The sequence below is a fragment of the Plantibacter sp. MCCC 1A11337 genome (genome assembly GCF_013349365.1).
In the GTDB taxonomy this organism is placed as follows: Bacteria; Actinomycetota; Actinomycetes; order Actinomycetales; family Microbacteriaceae; genus Plantibacter; species Plantibacter flavus_A.
The window spans coordinates 527,130-543,630 of sequence record NZ_JABJWX010000003.1 but is presented as its reverse complement, the minus strand read 5'-3'; the positions used below and the strand labels follow the sequence as shown (position 1 = coordinate 543,630).

Annotated in this window: 14 protein-coding genes; 11 read left to right on the top strand and 3 right to left on the bottom strand. The window is 64.6% G+C overall.

Going from position 1 to position 16,501, the window contains the following annotated elements; all coding sequences use genetic code 11:
- The first annotated feature begins 21 nt into the window (after positions 1-21).
- From HOW07_RS14195 to HOW07_RS14155, 9 genes are all read left to right on the top strand, one after another.
- Positions 22-1,338, top strand: coding sequence for a helicase HerA domain-containing protein (locus HOW07_RS14195; protein ID WP_175117547.1), 1,317 nt, complete (start codon positions 22-24; stop codon positions 1,336-1,338).
- The gene (locus HOW07_RS14190; RefSeq protein WP_254628359.1) at positions 1,335-3,113 is read left to right on the top strand and encodes a type IV secretory system conjugative DNA transfer family protein; all 1,779 of its coding nucleotides are present in this window, start codon (positions 1,335-1,337) and stop codon (positions 3,111-3,113) included. The genes HOW07_RS14195 and HOW07_RS14190 overlap by 4 nt, the downstream gene beginning before the upstream one ends.
- A complete protein-coding gene (locus HOW07_RS14185; RefSeq protein WP_175117546.1) occupies positions 3,106-3,618 on the top strand; it encodes a hypothetical protein in 513 nt (170 codons plus the stop codon). Before HOW07_RS14190 ends, HOW07_RS14185 begins: the two co-directional genes overlap by 8 nt.
- A complete protein-coding gene (locus HOW07_RS14180; RefSeq protein WP_175117545.1) occupies positions 3,618-4,322 on the top strand; it encodes a hypothetical protein in 705 nt (234 codons plus the stop codon). The genes HOW07_RS14185 and HOW07_RS14180 overlap by 1 nt, the downstream gene beginning before the upstream one ends.
- Before the next feature lie 109 nt (positions 4,323-4,431).
- A complete protein-coding gene (locus tag HOW07_RS14175; RefSeq protein WP_175117544.1) occupies positions 4,432-4,731 on the top strand; it encodes a hypothetical protein in 300 nt (99 codons plus the stop codon).
- A 118-nt stretch (positions 4,732-4,849) separates the two neighbouring features.
- Positions 4,850-5,626, top strand: a complete 777-nt coding sequence (locus HOW07_RS14170; protein ID WP_175117543.1) for a ParA family protein — start codon at positions 4,850-4,852, stop codon at positions 5,624-5,626.
- Positions 5,623-5,916 carry a hypothetical protein gene (locus tag HOW07_RS14165; protein WP_175117542.1) on the top strand — a complete coding sequence of 98 codons (294 nt, stop codon included), beginning with the start codon at positions 5,623-5,625 and terminating at the stop codon, positions 5,914-5,916. The genes HOW07_RS14170 and HOW07_RS14165 overlap by 4 nt, the downstream gene beginning before the upstream one ends.
- A gap of 70 nt (positions 5,917-5,986) precedes the next feature.
- On the top strand, positions 5,987-6,685 hold the full coding sequence (locus HOW07_RS14160; protein WP_175117541.1) for a DUF3800 domain-containing protein: 699 nt from the start codon (positions 5,987-5,989) through the stop codon (positions 6,683-6,685).
- A 282-nt stretch (positions 6,686-6,967) separates the two neighbouring features.
- Positions 6,968-8,305 carry a hypothetical protein gene (locus tag HOW07_RS14155; RefSeq protein WP_175117540.1) on the top strand — a complete coding sequence of 446 codons (1,338 nt, stop codon included), beginning with the start codon at positions 6,968-6,970 and terminating at the stop codon, positions 8,303-8,305.
- Positions 8,306-8,356: 51 nt separating this feature from the next.
- Here the strand turns inward: HOW07_RS14155 and dnaE are convergent, their stop codons facing one another.
- Together dnaE and HOW07_RS14145 are read right to left on the bottom strand one after the other, a co-directional pair.
- Entirely contained in the window at positions 8,357-11,671 is a 3,315-nt protein-coding gene (dnaE, locus tag HOW07_RS14150) for a DNA polymerase III subunit alpha (protein WP_254628358.1), read from the bottom strand.
- Positions 11,644-11,916, bottom strand: a complete 273-nt coding sequence (locus HOW07_RS14145; RefSeq protein WP_079003036.1) for a hypothetical protein — start codon at positions 11,914-11,916, stop codon at positions 11,644-11,646. Before HOW07_RS14145 ends, dnaE begins: the two co-directional genes overlap by 28 nt.
- A 296-nt stretch (positions 11,917-12,212) precedes the next feature.
- Here HOW07_RS14145 and HOW07_RS14140 point away from each other — a divergent pair, with 296 nt between their 5' ends.
- On the top strand, positions 12,213-13,151 hold the full coding sequence (locus tag HOW07_RS14140) for a DUF1837 domain-containing protein (RefSeq protein ID WP_175117538.1): 939 nt from the start codon (positions 12,213-12,215) through the stop codon (positions 13,149-13,151).
- Positions 13,148-15,706 carry a DEAD/DEAH box helicase gene (locus tag HOW07_RS14135; RefSeq protein ID WP_175117537.1) on the top strand — a complete coding sequence of 853 codons (2,559 nt, stop codon included), beginning with the start codon at positions 13,148-13,150 and terminating at the stop codon, positions 15,704-15,706. Before HOW07_RS14140 ends, HOW07_RS14135 begins: the two co-directional genes overlap by 4 nt.
- Here the strand turns inward: HOW07_RS14135 and HOW07_RS14130 are convergent.
- Positions 15,703-16,434 carry a DUF3223 domain-containing protein gene (locus HOW07_RS14130; RefSeq protein WP_175117536.1) on the bottom strand — a complete coding sequence of 244 codons (732 nt, stop codon included), beginning with the start codon at positions 16,432-16,434 and terminating at the stop codon, positions 15,703-15,705. The genes HOW07_RS14135 and HOW07_RS14130 overlap by 4 nt on opposite strands.
- Between the last annotated feature and the right edge of the window lie 67 nt (positions 16,435-16,501).

Here is a 16,501-nt window from a genome sequence, read left to right as displayed (position 1 = left end):
GACGCGCTTCCGGCGAGTTCGATGTCTGCCGGCGGCTGGAAAGCACCGCACAACCTCCGGGCGCGGCCCGGGGCCGTCGCGCCGGTCCACCGCGCCTCGTCACGCACCCTCGGCGCCGCGCTGCCCTTCCTGGCCGAGAGCGGCGAACCGATGGCCGGCGCATACATCGGCCCGAACCTGCTGTCTCGGTCCACGTTCTGCTTCGACCCGTGGGAGGCCTACGCGGCGGGTGTCGTCCGCTCGCACTCGATGGCGATCTTCGGGGTGAAGGGCAGCGGCAAGTCCGTGCTCGCGAAGGCACTCAGCACGCGTCTGTGTCGGCTGGGCAGGAAGGTCGCGGTGCCGCACGATCCGAACGGCGAGTGGACGCGCGTCGCCGCCTACGTGGGTGGTGTGACGATGCGCCTGGGCCCCGGCCAGACCGCCCGGATCAACCCGCTCGATCCGGGACCCCGCCGCGCCGACGTCAGCGATGCCGACTGGACGCAGGAAGTCCTGCAGTTCCAGCGTGCCAAGGTCCGCGCCATGGTCGCCATCCTCCGGAACACGACGGAGCTCAACGAGGTCGAGCACACGGCTATCGATCTCGCGCTCGAGCAGGTGCACCGGTCGAACTCGACCGCGCTCGTGCCGATGGTGTGGGAAGCGCTCCGTCACCCTGATCCCCACATCGCCGAAGAGATCGGCGCGGGCGGTCAGATGCTCGCCCACACCCTTCGTCGCGTCACGGTCGGCGATCTCGCCGACCTCATGGACCGCCCATCGACAGTTGCCTTCGACGCGAGCACACCGATGCTGACCGTCGACACCTCAGAGCTCCTGCGCGCGAGTGCGGAGACAAAAGCGCTTCTGCGCCTGGCGACGACCGACTGGATCGAGCGAGGTACGCCTGCCGATCCTGGCCAGGCGCGGCTGATCGTGCACGAGGAGGCAGCCGTCGCGCTGCTCAACGAGGTCGCGGGCGGTGGCAATCTCGTCGGACGGGTGAGCGAGGAGAAGACCGCTCGTCACAAGAGGCGGTCGAACTGCTACCTCATCCACCGCATCAACGACTTCGACGCGCTTGGCGATCGCGGGTCCGCCTTGCACGCTCAAGCTCTAGGCCTCCTGGCGGACTGTGACACCCGCGTCAACTACGCGCAGCACACGGGAGAGCTCGAGCGCAGTTCGCAGGTCCTGGGATGGAACCGGACGCAGACCGAGCTTGTCCGCAAACTCCGCCGTGGCGAAGGCTTCTGGCAGATCGGGCCGGAGCGGGTAGCCAAGGTGCGCAACGACTGCACACCTGGCGAACTGGCTGTCTTCCGCACCGACGGACCCGGAGCGGCACCCCGATGACCGACCGACTCGTGCTCGTTCTCCTGGGCGTCATCGCCATCGCGGCGACTGCAATTGGCATCGCGGGCGCCGTGGTGATGGTCTTCGTGCTGCTGACCTGCGGAGAGGTGCCGGCTGGACTCGGGCCGTTCGCCGCAGCTGGGCTGCTGGTCGCCAGCGGTTCGGTTCCTGCAACACCCGGTGGGGGTTGCATCGTCGCCACGGACGGCGCCCGTTGGGCGGTCATCGGCATAGTGGTCTTGCTCACGATCGTCGCCGCGCTGTGTCTTGCCGGATGGTTGTCGTTCCGTGAATCCGACCGCTGGTTCCGGTCACAGCTCCTGCGGCGCGACGGATTGGCCGGACGCAGCGAGGTGCGGCGACAGGTCTCCGAGCGGGCGCTCCTTCGAAGGGCGGGAACCCTTCGTCCGACGCTCGCGGATCCCACCGCCGATGATGTCGGCTGGCGGATCGGCACCTCGCGTGGCCTCGACGTCTACGTCTCGATCGAAGACTCTCTCCTCCTCGATGGCCCGCCCCGGTCCGGCAAGGGCTGGCGAGTCATCATCTCGGCGATCCTCGATTGGAACGGCCCGCTGGTCACGACCTCCACCCGCAACGACAACCTCGCCGCGACGATGGCTCACCGCGCGCAACGCGGAACCGTCACGGTCTTCGACCCGCAGCAGCTCTCAGGCGTCCGCTCCGCCCTCCGGATCTCACCGGTGACCGGCTGCGCTGACCCACTGGTAGCCGAGCAACGAGCCCGGACGATCATCGCCGGCAGTGCACTCGGACGCTCCTCCACCAACCAGGAGTGGGCCGGCGCATCGGGGACGCTCCTCGCCGCTCTGCTGCACGCGGCAGCGCTCAGCGGCGGTGGCACAACAGCCCTTCGGGACTGGGGCATGAGCCCGGTGTTGGCGGGGCGTGCCGTGGATGTACTCGCGGACTCTGGTGCACCTGGATGGGCGATGGGTCTCGCGGATGTGATCGAGGGTGATGCGAAGCTGCTGGGATCGAAGTGGTTCGGCGTCGCCGAGGCACTGCGCCCGCTCGCAATCCCGTCCGTCTTCGACGCGATGAACCCTGGACACGACGAGGCGCTCGATGCCGATGAGTTTCTCGCGGGCTCGAACACGATCTACCTCATCGGCACAGGAACCGGCGCGGGGGCGGTCGGCGGGTTTCTCGGCGCGGTACTGGACGACATCGTCGAGACCGCTCGCCGGAAGGCGCTGGCCTCGCCCGGGAATCGTCTCGATCCTCCGCTCGGGCTGATCCTCGACGAGATCGCGAACATGTTCGCCTGGCCGCAGCTGCCGACGATCCTCTCGGATGGTGGCGGTATCGGTATCTCGACGATGGTCGTACTCCAGTCGCTGTCCCAGGCGAAGTCCCGGTGGTCGGAGAGCGAGGCTGACACGATCTGGAACTCCGCCATCGCCAAGCTCATGCTCGGCGGGTCGTCCAACATCAAGCACCTGCAGGACGTGTCGAGCATGCTCGGCCAACGGCAGGTGACCCGTGGATCCGTCAGCCGCAGCGAGACGGGCACGACCCGCTCCGAACAGCGACAGCTGGAGCCGGTGCTGACGGTCGACGAACTCCGACGACTCCCTGAAGGCATGGGTCTGCTGAGCTACCGAAACCGACGAGGTGTCCTCCTCGACGTCGAGGGATGGACCACACGACGCGACGCTCGCGAGATCGTCGCGGGCAAGCGAGCGACGGAGACTGCCCAGCGGCAGGTCTTCACCGAGCAGTCCGAAGCCCGGCGGAAGACGCATGGCTGAGACCGGCGGATGGCGGCAGGCAGCGGAGCGTGAGTTCCGGGCTCCGTTCGCGTTGGACGACGCGGACGAGGCCGGCGATGGATTCGACACCTGGCCGGCACTGCCGGAGCCCGAGTACTTCGGCGTCATCAACTGGCGGGCCTTGCCGGACGAACGCGAGCCTGAGGTCTGGCGGCTGCTCGCGGAGTGGGTCTCCTGGCTCTGCACCCGGTACACGATCCCGGCCCGGCTCATCCCGGACTGCTGGTATCTCCACGACGGCATCGTGGAGGAACTCTCCGCGCTCTTCAGCAGCTGGGAGGTGTCGTTCGACGAAGCCGACAGCGGCGGACACGGTCCCCTCGGCTGGCACGAGCGATTCGAGTACTTCCGCTCCCGCCTTCGCCACTACAAGCCCGAGGGCTGCGCCAACGGACATCTCGAAACGGCGAGCCGGACCATGCCGGAAGGACCTGAGCTCCGCGCGCGCATTGTCGGTGCCGACCGAGACGGCAAGGTGCCCTGATGCTCGTCGCGGCTCCCAAGACCCTCGACTACCAGGCCGAGGCGAAGGCGTTCTTCAACGGGCTGAAGAAGGCAAGCCCCGAGCGTCTGCAAGCACTGCTGAACGAAGGCGCATACGACGCCAAGCTCAGCTTCGTGCTGTGGGAGTCTCGCGACTGGATCGCCCGCGAGCACATCCGCGAAGCGCGCGGCCTCGGGTACGGGAGGGAGAAGGCCTTCGCGAAACAGCGCACCCAGTCGCTGCTCGGCCTCTACCGCGAGGACGCAAAGCGGAACTACGTGCCACTGCCGACGCGGGTGCTACTCCCGCCACCCCGACTACGCGAGACAACGCCTGCAGAACAACGACTCGCGGAGCAGCGCGCCAAGAGCTTCTTCTCCGCGTTGAGTCGGGCAAGCCCTGCTCGGCTGGAGGCGCTCTACCAGGAGCGACGTGGTGGCGAACAACTGTGGAGGCTGCTCCATCCGGAGCCAGGCCGCCCGACGGCCGAGGAGCGGAAGAAGATCTTCGAGTCCCGCTCACGGATCGATCCCGCAATGCGACCCACGCCGACGACCGGACCCTACAAGCGTGGGAAGGTCACCCCCGTCGGAATGACCCGCGCACGCGCACTCCATCTGGCCGTTGAAGCTGAGAAGCGCCGCGAGGCCGAGCAACTCGCTCGCCGGGCCAGCCGGGGTCGGAACGGTCCGGCGATGAGTTGACGCGGTCCACATGGGTCTCAGCGCAGAAGTTATCCACAGTTCGACACTTGTCATCCCGCGGCCGGTGTCGCCGTCCCTACGTTCGAAGCAACGACGGACAGGACACCGAATGACTCGCTTCACCCGCATGATGCTCACCACCTTCGACGACACCGGACTGCCATCCGAGGCAGCGGCCGAGTGGCAGTGGATCAATCTCGATCACGTCGAGCGGATTCACGAGCACGTCCACGAGGAGCCCGAGCGCCAGGCTCCCGTTCGCCCTGACCAGCCTCGATATCTCGCGTTCCTCGTGCTCACGTTCTGCAGTGGCACGCTCCTCGCACTCCCGGCAGGCAGATACGACTCAGACGACGCCGCTCTCGACGGCTTGGTCCACGTCCGGCAAACGCAGCTCGGCGCCGGCTGACGCGTTCGCAGCCTTGAGAGCGGCGGCTCATCCGGTCAATCCGTCATGACGTATTGAACGACGGCCGCCCATCACACCATCCACCCGTCCGACAAACCATACGAATGGACGTCAACACATGCCTCACAAAGAAGCCATCGGCTCCCGCAAGGGCGGTGTCGGCAAGACAACGGTCGTCCTTGGTCGAGCAGACGCCCTCGCCCAAGAGGGGCGGAAGATCCTCGTCATCGACCTCGATCCGCAGTCCGATGCGACAACCGTTCTCGGGAGACACGGTGAGTACACCGCCTTCGATGTCCTCTACGCGGGCGACGCTGGAACGCTCGGCGCAGCAGCGGCTCCGACCGATTGGAAGAACGTCGACCTCATCGCCGGGTCCCCGGATCTCGCGCGGATTGAGTCGGAGTCGCTCCTGACGCCTGAGTTGCGGCTCAAGACATCTGCCTGGGGAAGCGCACAGCTCGACGCCTACGACGACATCCTGATCGACACTCCGCCAGCGCTCGGACGACTGACGCTCAACGCGCTGCTCTGGGCGGATAGCACCATCGTCGTCACCGACCCAACCGCTTTCGGCCTCACCGGCGTCGGACAGTACCTCGAGACAGTGGCGAAGGTTCGGGCGCTCCCCCACCTGAACCCCTCCCTGCGGTTCGCCGGCATCGTCGTCAACCGAGTCACACCCCGATTAACCTCAGAACACCGATACCGATTGGAGGAGCTCGAGGCCACTTACGGCGAAGTTCTGCTCCGCCCGTTCCTGCCAGAACGCACGGCGATGCAAGATGCGGAGAGCCGCCGCCGGCCGCTCAGCTCGTTGACGACTCCAGGTGCGCTGGTCCTGACCGAACGATTCGCTGCACTCACTGAGGTGCTGCACGGAGTGGCAGCATGAGCGCGGCCGACCGTCACCCCGCGCTCAGGAAAGCGCCGGCGGTCGACGACCTCACCGCGCTGACTTCGCAGGCGGGTCGCTCAGGCGGTGTGGGGCAGTCCGGTGACCTCGCATCCCGTCGGCCAGGACCGGGCCGACCACGCGGTCGCCGTCGGATGGAGCCGTTCTCATCGAAGATCGAGATCTCCCTCCGGGATGATCTCGACCGCTACCTCGCAATCCACGACCTCAGCATCGTCGACTTCCTCGACGAGGCGATTCGCGACCGCCTCAACCGCAATCCGTCATGACAGACGGAAAGACGCACAGACCGGCAGACGGCTATCTCGCTGACTGTCCTGATCGACAGACAGACCGCACATGCTGATCGCGTACCTCGATGAGTCCTACACACGCGACTACTACTACATTGCTGCCGTGGTCATCGACGCGGAGCACGAGGACCGGCTCCGAGAGGCGATCGTGCGCGCGGCGGGCATTGCCGAGGCGTTCGGTCTCCCCCGTGACGTCGAACTGCACGCACACGAGATGACGGCAGGCAAAGGCGCCTGGTCGCCTCTCCGCGGTCGCCACCGAGCGGTCGCGACCATCTACCGTCGAGCACTCGAACTGCTCGTTGACGTTCCTGTCGAGGTCTTCGTCCGGGGACTCGACGTTGCGAGGTTGCACGCGCGGTACCGGTATCCGCGCAGGCCGCATGAGGTCGTCCTGCAGCACATCCTGGAAGAGCTCAGCGAGCACGCTGTTGCCCGCGGCACATGGCTGACCGTCATCGCCGATGAGCTGCCCGACCAGGCCGCCCTGCACGCACTGGTGCGCCGATTCCGCGACATCGGGACGCCGGGCTATGCCTCATCGACGCTCACCGGCATCGAACTGCCGCTGAGCTTCCGAGCGTCGCGAGGCACTCCTGGCATCCAGGCAGCAGACCTCATCGTCTACCTGTACCACCGGCTGGATGGACACCCTGATGGAGATGCACGCGCACGCCGGTCCGCGGAGCGGCTGTGGGCAGCGATCGAGCCGGCGGTCGTCCACGTCTGGGTCTGGCGTCCTTAAGCACGAAAGCCCCGCGAGGCGGGGCATCCGGCGAACAACGTTCTGGTGACCAGCCCGTCGTGACTTCAGGATACAGCAAGCGACCTACAGCTGCCCATGCAATCTCGGCTCGATCCGTTCACTTCGACAGAGAGAGGGCTGAACAACGCGCATGTAGAGCGAGTACTACTTGCGAGAAAATTGCGCATCCCGCATCTCGCCGCATTCAAGCTTGCAAACCCTCGGTGACGGGCCGAAACCGGCGAGGTACCCCACGTAGACCCTTCCCCGTACAATATCGACGTGAGGAACAATCGAACAAAATCCATCGAGGATTCCAGCCGCAAAAACCGCCCGCGGTTTCTCAGCCCAGTGCGGATACTTCTAGGGCTGTGTGTCTTTCTCGCGCTGGCGATTTTTGCGCTCCTACTGGTGCCGCGATTTCTGTTAGATAGCTGGCTAGCGGATCTTCCAGCTCTTGACGCCTCGACTCTGAGGCTTGCCATCGGAAATGCAGCGCAGGTGGTGCTCTTCGGACTAGGTGGCATCATCGCACTGGTCGGTGTTGGACTCAGTCTCTCGCGTCACAGTCTGGAGCTCATGAATGCCGAGGACGAACAAGCCAAAGAGCTCCGCCGAATAGCTGAACTCGAGCAACAGCGACGTGCGGACAATGAACGAGAGTTGAGAGCACGTTTCGTGCAAGCAGTTGGCCTTCTCAGTAATGAGGACAAAGGAACGACAAGACAGGCAGGGGTCTACGCCCTGGGTGCCCTCGCTGATGATTGGATGAATCATGGGCGGGCCGATGAACGGCGCGTGTGCATCGATGTCCTCTGTGGCTATTTGCGATCAAGATGGGATCCCGCCGCGGAGGCTGCGGACGACGAACGTCGTGTCCGATCAGCCGGCTTTGGGCTCATCGCGCAGCACCTGAGAGGTTCCGCCGACCCGCATTCGTGGCAAGGGGAGTCATTTAACCTTGTTGGATCAATCGTCGATTTCGATGTCAACTTCTCCGAGATATGTCTCGAGTCCGGGTCAATCGACCTGAGCGGTGCCAACTTGTCAGGCGGTGAATTGCGATTCGACTCAGCGCACCTAGCTGGCGGTAGTCTAAAATTCAATAGAGCTTCATTATCAGGCGCCAACCTACGGTTTAGTCGCACGGCTTTCTCAGGCACCATCGTAAGCGCTCGCTATATGACGTTCACTGGCGGAATTTTTGCGCTCCTATCACCTCAGTTTACCGGCGGCAGCATAAACTTCACTGGCTCCAAATTCTCTGGGGGTTCTTTCAGATTGTCTCAACCGGTGCTCGAAGCAAATTCGATTAGTTTCCAGGGGGCGAGCTTCAGTGGAGGTAGAGTCCGATTTGTCGCCCTCGATCGCCCGCCCCAGCGATCGATAAGTTTCGCATACGCCGAGATAGAAGGAAGTGACTTCAAATTTGATCGCGGTGAAATAATCGAGGATAGTCTCGACCTAACAGACACTGTCCTAGCAAGCGGGCGCATGAATTTTGCGCGCGTAAAGTTGGAGGCCGACTATGAGTACTGGTTGACTCAGGCCCTGATATTCGCGGGCGGCGCGCTCGTCGTCGACGACAAGGTCTACAAGACGAGACTGAGCGAGGAATAATACTCCCTGGTCCACGTGCCAGGACGGCTGACGTTTCGTCTGCCCAGTCGGCTACAGGCCTGCCTGGTAGCGGAGGATTGGCACCTCATCGCCAAAAGCAGCGAGTCGCTCGCGATCCTTCCACACGGCCAGGAGATCCCATGCTGCCGAACCCGTAACGGAGACTCCACGCTCGCCAGATCGTCGGGTCACACCGCGAACAAGCATGTAGTGAGTCTGGAAGACAGCCGAGCCGATCCGCTCCTGGATATCGTGGAAGAACACGACGTTGGAGACCGGGCCCGTACCGTCGTCGAGGGATACGAAGACGACGCGCTTGCCGCCGCGCATTGGTGGGGTGTTGGTAGCTCGGCGCACACCTGCGATGAGAACTTCGGTGCCTCCGGGAATGTCCACGAGGTCGCGTGCCGGCGTCACTCCGAGTTCGCGGAAGAGCGGGTAGAACCGTTCCATCTGGTGGCGGTTCACTGCCAGACGCATCTCTTGCAGTTCAAGGTCGGTCTGGGTCCTGCCGCGTAGCTCGAGCGAGGTGATCGTGCTGCGCTCTGGGACGGGCAGGTCGAGCTCGAACGCGAGCTGTTCATCTGCGACGAGCTGGGCGCTCGTAGTAACTCCCGCGAGATGGGCGAGGAGCTCGTGGCGTCGTCTCGGGATGTAGTCGATGAACGCGTCCAGAGCACCCACACGGGCGAGCGCCTCGAAGGTGCGGCGGCGCGGACGGACTCGGTCACGGAAGTCTTGAAGCGAGGAGAACGGCTGGTGCCTCGCGATGCGGGCCCGTTCCTTCTCGGCGCTTCCCTTCATCTCGACCAGCGACATTCGCACGCCCAGCCGGCCGTCGGGCGCGATCTCGACGACGTACTCAAGCCCTGAGCGCTGAACATCGATCGGCAGGACTGGCACGTCGAGGTGGCGCGCTTCCGCGAGGATGAGATCCTTCGGCCACATGCCCGGGTCGTGCGTGAGGAGGCCGGCCATGAACTCGGCCGGGTGATGCCGCTTCAACCAGGCCGACTGAAACGTCGGCAACGCGAAGGCCGCTCCATGCGCCTTCGCGAACCCGAACGACCCGAAACCGGCGAGGATCGTCCAGGCCTTATCGATGACGGCGGGCCGGAACCCGCGCGCCGTCGCACGGTCCCGCACGAACGTCTCGATGCCCGCGAGGCGTCCGCGGTCCGCAAGCTGTCGGCGAATGACGTCGGCGGGTCCGAGACCGCAGCCGGTGAGTTCGTCGATGATCCGCATGACCTGCTCGTGGAACACGACCACGCCGCGCGTCTCTCGGAGGATCGGCCGAAGTCTCGGATCGATGTAGTCGGGCATCGTCTCGCCGTGCCGAACCTGGAGGTACTGCAGCGGCATGTTGTTCTGCATCGGACCCGGACGGAACAGTGAGATCTCCACGGTCAGGTCGTTGAAGACCTCCGGCTGCAGCTTGCCGACCAGTTCCATCTGCCCGGGAGACTCGAGCTGGAAGACACCGAGCGTGCGTGTGGAACGGAGCAGTTCATACGTGGGTTCATCGTTCAGCGGCAGGGCATCGAGTTCGATGGTCTCGCCGGTCAATCGTTCGTGCTCACTGACGGCGTGAGCCATGGCCGACTGCATCCGTACGCCGAGGATGTCGAGCTTGATGAGGCCCATGTTATCCATGTCGTGTTTGTCGTACTGCGACATCGGAAGGTCCATGCCCGACAACTGCGTCGGCGTGCGATTCAGCAAGGAGGTGTCGGACAGGATGACACCGCAGGGGTGGACGCTGATGTGGCGCGGCAGACGATCGAGACGCTCGGTGACGTCCACGAGGAGGTCGAGCTCGCGGGACTCGCGAACCGCGTCAGCGAGGTCGGCCAGCTCTGGCTTGTCGCGGAGGGCGTCGCGGAACTCGCGGGCGTTGAATCGCCACATCTGCTTGGCGATCATGTCGATCATCGACTCGTCCATGCCGAGAGCGAGGCCAGCGTCCCGGACGGCTCCGCGCGAGCGGTAGGCGTTGGTCATCGACATGAGCGTGACGCGGTCGGAGCCGAAGCGGGTGAAGACCTCGCGGTAGACGTCGTGTCGGCGGGCTGACTCGACGTCGAGGTCGATGTCGGGCAGGTTGGTACGTTCGGGCGAGAGGAAGCGTTCGAAGATGAGCCCGTTGCTGATGGGCTCGACCGACGACGTGTGGAGGGCGTAGTTGAGGACGGACCCGACGCCCGAGCCACGCGCTTGAATGCGGATCCCCATCTCGCGGATGATGTCGGCGACCTTGGCGACCGTCAGGAAGTAGGCCGGCATGCCGAGCTGCTCAACGATCCGCATCTCGTGTTCGAGGGCCCGGTGCGCGTCTTCCAGTGAAGGCATCCCCGGCCGCGTGTACCGTTCATCGACGCCAGCACGCGCCCGCTCCCAGAGCGCTTGATGAGGATCTCCGCTGATGCCAATCACCGAGGCCTCCGGCATGCGCGGCTGCTTCCAGCCGACGTCGGACACGGGGTCGAGGGCGCACTGTTCGGCGAGGCGCTCAGTCTCGGTCAGTAGTCGTTGCACCGCCCCGTCATCGTGTGTACCGGCGCCGACGATCATCCTGGCGATCTGACGCATCTGCTTTGCGGGCTTCAACCAGGCCTGTCCGTTCACCTGCAGCTCGTTCAGGTCGTCGAGCTCTGCCAGCGGACGCAAGAATCTCGCGGCGTCCGCCAAGTCTGCGGTGGCGGCCTCGTCCGGAAGCCCGTATCGAACGGCGTTGGTGAGCACCGCAGGGATGCCGGCGGACTCCGCGAGGCTGAGCATCCGAGTCGCGGCCGCGACATTGCCCCGCACCCCGTGGTCGGTGAGATGACAGACGACCTCGATCACAAGATGACGCGCTGGTAGCCGTTCCCGCCACCGATCGAGAGCCGCACCGGCGCCGGCGTGATCCCGGTGCTCGATCGCTTGCCCGACATCCGACTCAGGGCCGAGCATTACCGTCAGCGCGGGATCGTCGGCGAGGATCGCGGCGAGTTCATCGCGAAGGATCGCCGGTTTCTCGCGGCGACCATGCGCCGCGCTGACCGTCCGACACAGTTGAGCGAACCCAGCTCCACGATTCTGACCATGCGCGAGCAGGACGATTCGGCCGATCGGTTCCAGATGTTCATCGAGGACGGCGAGGTCGGCCCCAAGCCCCGGCGAGATCCCCGCAGCCAGGCACGCTCCGACGTGTTTCGGTCCTCCGTAGAGCCCGTCGCGGTCGGTCAGGGCGAGGAACGATGCCCGGTCTTCCGCTGCAAGACCGGCCAACGCGGCGCTCGACGTGACGCCATAGTGTGCGGAGAGATGGGAGGCGACGTGGAGGTGGGAGAAGCTCACGTCCAGGCGACCGCGAGGGTCCATCTGCCGGTGGTGTCACGGCGGAGGTCGTAGCGGGTGGGCTCCTCGTCGCCTCGCGCCGCGTCGACCCGCCACGTCTCGATATCGATGCGGGCTGGCGACGAGTCGCCTGTCCACCACGCTTGGCGGGAGAACAGCGCTTGCGGCTGGCCGATGACCCGGTGTTCGAACCGTTTCCACACGAACGCCAGCGGATCACCGTCCGCCGCGAGATCAACATCTACTGCTTCGTCAACGATCGTCGCCATGCCGCACCTCCGAGATTCGAACACGTGTTCGATGAAGCGAGTGTACGTCGTGTCGGCGACATGAGCCGCATTCGGATCTCGTACTTGGGCACTCGCGCCTCTCGATCAGCGGACGCATCGCCGGACAGAGTTGAGACGGGAGGCGGGTCTCAGGCCCTGGGTTTCCCGCGAGGCTTCCGACAGCGGCGCGCCGCCCCACGTCGAGTCGCTTCGCCAGAAATGTCCGGCCGCGCCGATATCCTGCATACGTGACTCCCCGTCCGCGGGTGGACGTGGTGCGTGATCAAGGGTGCGTGATGGTTGATGAAGCGGCGATCGTCGAACAGTTCCTCGAGCTGGCTCGGGGCACAAGCAACTCACTGATCGACTTCCTGCCAGCCTTTGAGGAGGCCATCGCAGTTCCGGGGACGTCGACTCTCGTGAGGACGCACTTTCTTGCGCACGATGCCAACGGGAATCCAGCGGTCGAACACCTCGCCGGGGCAATGGCGTCCGCGACCATGGACTTCTGCATACCGCGTTCGAAGATCGAACGAGCGCTCGCGGAGTACGAGGAGACTCGGTCGACGGCGGCCATCGTGAGCTTGGAAGAGCAGGCCCGCAACCTGTTCGTGAAGTCGGAGAGTTCGGGGGAAGGCGGCGAGCTCCTCCTGTTCTTGCTCATGGAGCGAGTGCTGCAGCGACCGCAGTTGATCTCAAAGATGGCCCTCAAGACGAACACCGAGGTGCACGTCCACGGCTCTGACGGCATCCACGCCAGCTTGGCCGACGATGGGGTCCTGGACATCTACTGGGGCGAATCGAAGCTCTACAAGTCGAGCTCGGACGCATTCCGAGACTGCTTCGAAAGCATCGCCCCGTACCTGCGATCCGACGGAGACTCGCGCCGGAAGCAGGACCTGCTCCTTGTGCGCGATCACCTTAACGTCACTCAGATCGAACTGGCGGCCCATCTGCTCGAGTACTTCGACGAGACGAATCCGAAGACGCTGAGGGTGCGGTGGAACGGTGTCTGCCTGGTCGGCTTCGACCACGGCAACTACCCGAACATCGCCGTCCTCGACGAGACCCAGCGGCAGGCGGTGTCGAAGGCAGTCGGGCGGTGGCACAGGACGGTCGGAAGCCGGCTTAAGGAGTTCGAGATCGTCGGCGTGAACATCGACCTCTTCTGCATCCCGATGCCCGATGTCGCCGATCTGCGCGCTCGGGTCCTCAAGCGGATGGGGGCGAAGTGACTACCAGCACAGCCCTTGAGGACATCGTCTTCGCCTCCCACAAATTCAGAGACGTGCTCGAGTCCGCTCGCAAGCTGACGGTCCGTTCGGAGTTCGCGACGGTGGTGTGGGATGAGAAGGCCCCCTCGATCGACTGGGGGTTCGCCCTTCTCTACGCCAGCGCGATCACGTCGGCACTATCCGAGCGCGCCCAGTCCGCGGTCCTCCGTATCGCCACGGCATGCATCCTCTCCTCAGATGCGGAGGACACGCACAAGGCGGCCGCTGCCGCACTGCTCGAACGCAGCGGCAACCACATGGCCGTCGAACTGGCGGAGTCCCGGGATCGGCTGTCTGCCGACACCTGGCGGCGCCTGCCCGGTGCGCTCCGGATGGAGGTCGTCCGGAGCCGTATCGAATACTCAGTCCACCTGTCCGACGGCCGTGTACTGCCGGTCAATCCATTCCAGGGGAAGTTCTGGGAAGCGGTAGAAACGAACGACTGGCTGAGCGTGTCCGCTCCCACCTCCGCCGGGAAGTCCCGTATCATCCGAGAGCACTTCTTGGAGGTCACTCGCCAGCCCGGGCCGCTAACGCTCGTCTATCTGGTTCCCACGCGCGCCCTAATCGAGGAAGTGTCCCGTGATCTGCGGCGGGAAGTGCCTTCGGACGTCGGCGTCTTCACCATGCCCTGGGATCCCGACCTCGCGGAGTCGTCACGGACTGTCCTGGTCGTCACGCAGGAGAGGCTCCATCTCGTGCTGGAGCTCCTTCCCTCGCTCAGGGTGGACCTGCTCTTCGTCGATGAGGCGCAGTCGCTCGCCGGTGACGCGCGAGGAGTTCTTCTCCAGCATGCGATCGAGCGCACCATTCGGCGCAGCCCGGAGGCACAAGTGCTGTTCGCCAGCCCCTTGAGCTCCAACCCGGAGCTGCTGGTCGAAGACGCGCCGCCCGACCGGCGTTCCGACTCCTTCGTCTCCGAGACGGTCACCGTCAATCAGAACCTCATCTGGGTCGAGCACATCAACCGGAAGCCTCAGCGCAGATCCGTATCCGTGATAGCGGACGGGAACAGTCACAGAGTTGGCGAGCTCATGCTCGCGCAACGCGCAACGACTGTGCCCATGCGCATCGCACTGGTTGCCCATGCGATGTCCGGTAACACGCCTGGGAACGTCATCTACGTCAACGGCCCGAGCGAAGCTGAGAAGGTCGCGAAGGCCGTGTTCGAGCAGCTCCCTTCCTTGGCGGAACCTGACACGGAGATCGACGATCTGCGAGACCTGATCAAGACTGCGGTGCACAGCAAGTACTTGCTCGCCGATGTGCTGGCTCGGCGGGTGGCCTTCCACTATGGAAACATGCCGCTGGTGGTGCGAACGGAGATCGAGCGCCTCTTCGGAGAAGGCAAGATCCACTACCTGGTCTGCACGTCAACGCTACTGGAGGGCGTGAATCTCCCGTGCCGGACGATCTTCATGCGGAACCCCCAGAAGGGGTCCGGCAATCCGCTCCGTGAAGGCGACTTCTGGAACCTGGCGGGACGCGCGGGGCGCTGGGGCAAGGAGTTCGAAGGCAACGTGGTGTGCATTGACACCGACGATGAAAGCCTCTGGCCCAACCTGCCGCGAGTGCGGAAGCGGTCACAGATCACCCGAGCAGTCAGCACGGGGCTCGACGATGCGTCGGGGCTGCTGGCCTTCGTCCGTTCTGTCGACGAAGTGCACGACGACAGCGCCGCTGAGGGCCTGTTCGCATACTTGTGCTCGCGGTACCTTGCGGGCGAGCCCATTCAGGCGCTCCTCGATCGTGTTCCACTCGAGTCGGAACGGAGCGAGGTCGAATCCGCGGTCACACGCGCCGCGACCGATTTGAGGATCCCCGTCGAGATCGTGACTCGGCATACCGGCATCGCGCCCGTCTCGATGGAGCGGCTGCTCGACAGCTTCCGCCGGTCCGGGAAGACACCGGCCGACCTCGAGCTGCCGCTCCCCGAAGAGCCTGACGCGAGGGCCCGATTTCAAGACGCGCTGGTGCGGATCGGTGCGACCATGACGAACGTCTTCGGCGCGCCCCGGTCAGGCGATGATCGCCGCAAATGGCAGCTCGCCAATCTCATCGTCAACTGGATGAAGGGCATGCCCTTGGCACGTCTGATCGATCAGCGGCTCTCGTTCAACAAGTCGCTCACGTCTGCGGCCGCGATCCGAGAAGTCATGCGAGACATCGAATCGATCGCACGGTTCCATGCGCCCAAGTACCTCGCTTGCTACGCCGACGTGCTCGGAGTCTACTCAGCCGAGCTCGGGTTGGAGGCCGTGGCTCGACCTGATTACGCGATGATGCTCGAGCTCGGCGTCTCCCGCACGAGCGAAGTCGTGCTGATGTCGCTGGGCCTGTCCCGAACAGCCACCGTCGCGCTCGCCGACTTCATCGGAGTCGACGAGTGGTCACGAGCTGAAGCCGTGGAATGGCTCACGGCTCAGAACCTGGATGGGCTCGGCGTCCCTGTACTTCTTCAGCGCGAGATCGGCGACGTGCTCGAGGTGGCGACGCGGCGCGCCGAGACCGGCTAATCGTTTGGGTCGAGAGGCATCCAGTCGAAATCGCTCGTCTGACTACGTCGGGAGGCTTCGGACGCGGTCGCGAGGCCCAGGTTGGCGTGGCGCGCGTAGAACATCAGCCACCGGCCTGCCTGGGCCCGATCAGCAAGCCGTGATCCCACGGCCGCGATCCCGCTCGAGGCGGGGGCCACGGCTAGTTCGCCCCAGCCGCCCTCGCTCTCCGCGAATCGATAGGTGAGCTGTCCCCAGGTCGGGCTCATGTAGACGACCTGGGCATCGCGAAGGCTGTCGATGCGCTCTCCAGAGAGGTCGCTCCGAACCTCCGCGCGCGACGCGAAACGCGACTCGCGGTACTCTTGCCGCCGTTCGTCCACTTCTGTACGAAGCGCTTCTTTGGCGTCGGACATAACCGAGTGCTGACGAATCGCCGTGAGGTAACTGAAATCGACCTCTTTGCCGTCGACACGGCGAATCCAGATGCCGATCGCATTGGCTCCGACGAAGACGCCGCTCGCATCACGAGTTCGGCCGATGAAGAACTCCTTGACGCCTGGGCCAGTCTTGTCCACGTGGTCCGGGTGGCGTTCGAGGAGTTCGATGAGCATCCGGTGATGGACCGGGTCCGAGACAGCATCGCCGACCGAGTAGCCGGAGTCCCGCAGGATCCTGCGGAACGCTGCCTCAGCCGCCGAGCGCGTCGTCCAGCTGAACGTCTCGAGAAGAACCGGGATGCTTGCCATATATAGAACCCTAGGGCGGCAACAGCCCCTCGCGCCTTATCGTGACCACACACCGTCACAACGCACA

What these genes read in the sequence shown, in the direction of transcription:
- HOW07_RS14195 (WP_175117547.1), top strand. Translation starts at nt 22, where the DNA reads ATGTCTGCCGGCGGCTGGAAAGCACCGCACAACCTCCGGGCGCGGCCC.
- HOW07_RS14190 (WP_254628359.1), top strand. Translation starts at nt 1,335, where the DNA reads ATGACCGACCGACTCGTGCTCGTTCTCCTGGGCGTCATCGCCATCGCG.
- HOW07_RS14185 (WP_175117546.1), top strand. Translation starts at nt 3,106, where the DNA reads ATGGCTGAGACCGGCGGATGGCGGCAGGCAGCGGAGCGTGAGTTCCGG.
- HOW07_RS14180 (WP_175117545.1), top strand. Translation starts at nt 3,618, where the DNA reads ATGCTCGTCGCGGCTCCCAAGACCCTCGACTACCAGGCCGAGGCGAAG.
- HOW07_RS14175 (WP_175117544.1), top strand. Translation starts at nt 4,432, where the DNA reads ATGACTCGCTTCACCCGCATGATGCTCACCACCTTCGACGACACCGGA.
- HOW07_RS14170 (WP_175117543.1), top strand. Translation starts at nt 4,850, where the DNA reads ATGCCTCACAAAGAAGCCATCGGCTCCCGCAAGGGCGGTGTCGGCAAG.
- HOW07_RS14165 (WP_175117542.1), top strand. Translation starts at nt 5,623, where the DNA reads ATGAGCGCGGCCGACCGTCACCCCGCGCTCAGGAAAGCGCCGGCGGTC.
- HOW07_RS14160 (WP_175117541.1), top strand. Translation starts at nt 5,987, where the DNA reads ATGCTGATCGCGTACCTCGATGAGTCCTACACACGCGACTACTACTAC.
- dnaE (WP_254628358.1), bottom strand. Translation starts at nt 11,671, where the DNA reads ATGGACCCTCGCGGTCGCCTGGACGTGAGCTTCTCCCACCTCCACGTC.
- HOW07_RS14145 (WP_079003036.1), bottom strand. Translation starts at nt 11,916, where the DNA reads ATGGCGACGATCGTTGACGAAGCAGTAGATGTTGATCTCGCGGCGGAC.
- HOW07_RS14140 (WP_175117538.1), top strand. Translation starts at nt 12,213, where the DNA reads ATGGTTGATGAAGCGGCGATCGTCGAACAGTTCCTCGAGCTGGCTCGG.
- HOW07_RS14130 (WP_175117536.1), bottom strand. Translation starts at nt 16,434, where the DNA reads ATGGCAAGCATCCCGGTTCTTCTCGAGACGTTCAGCTGGACGACGCGC.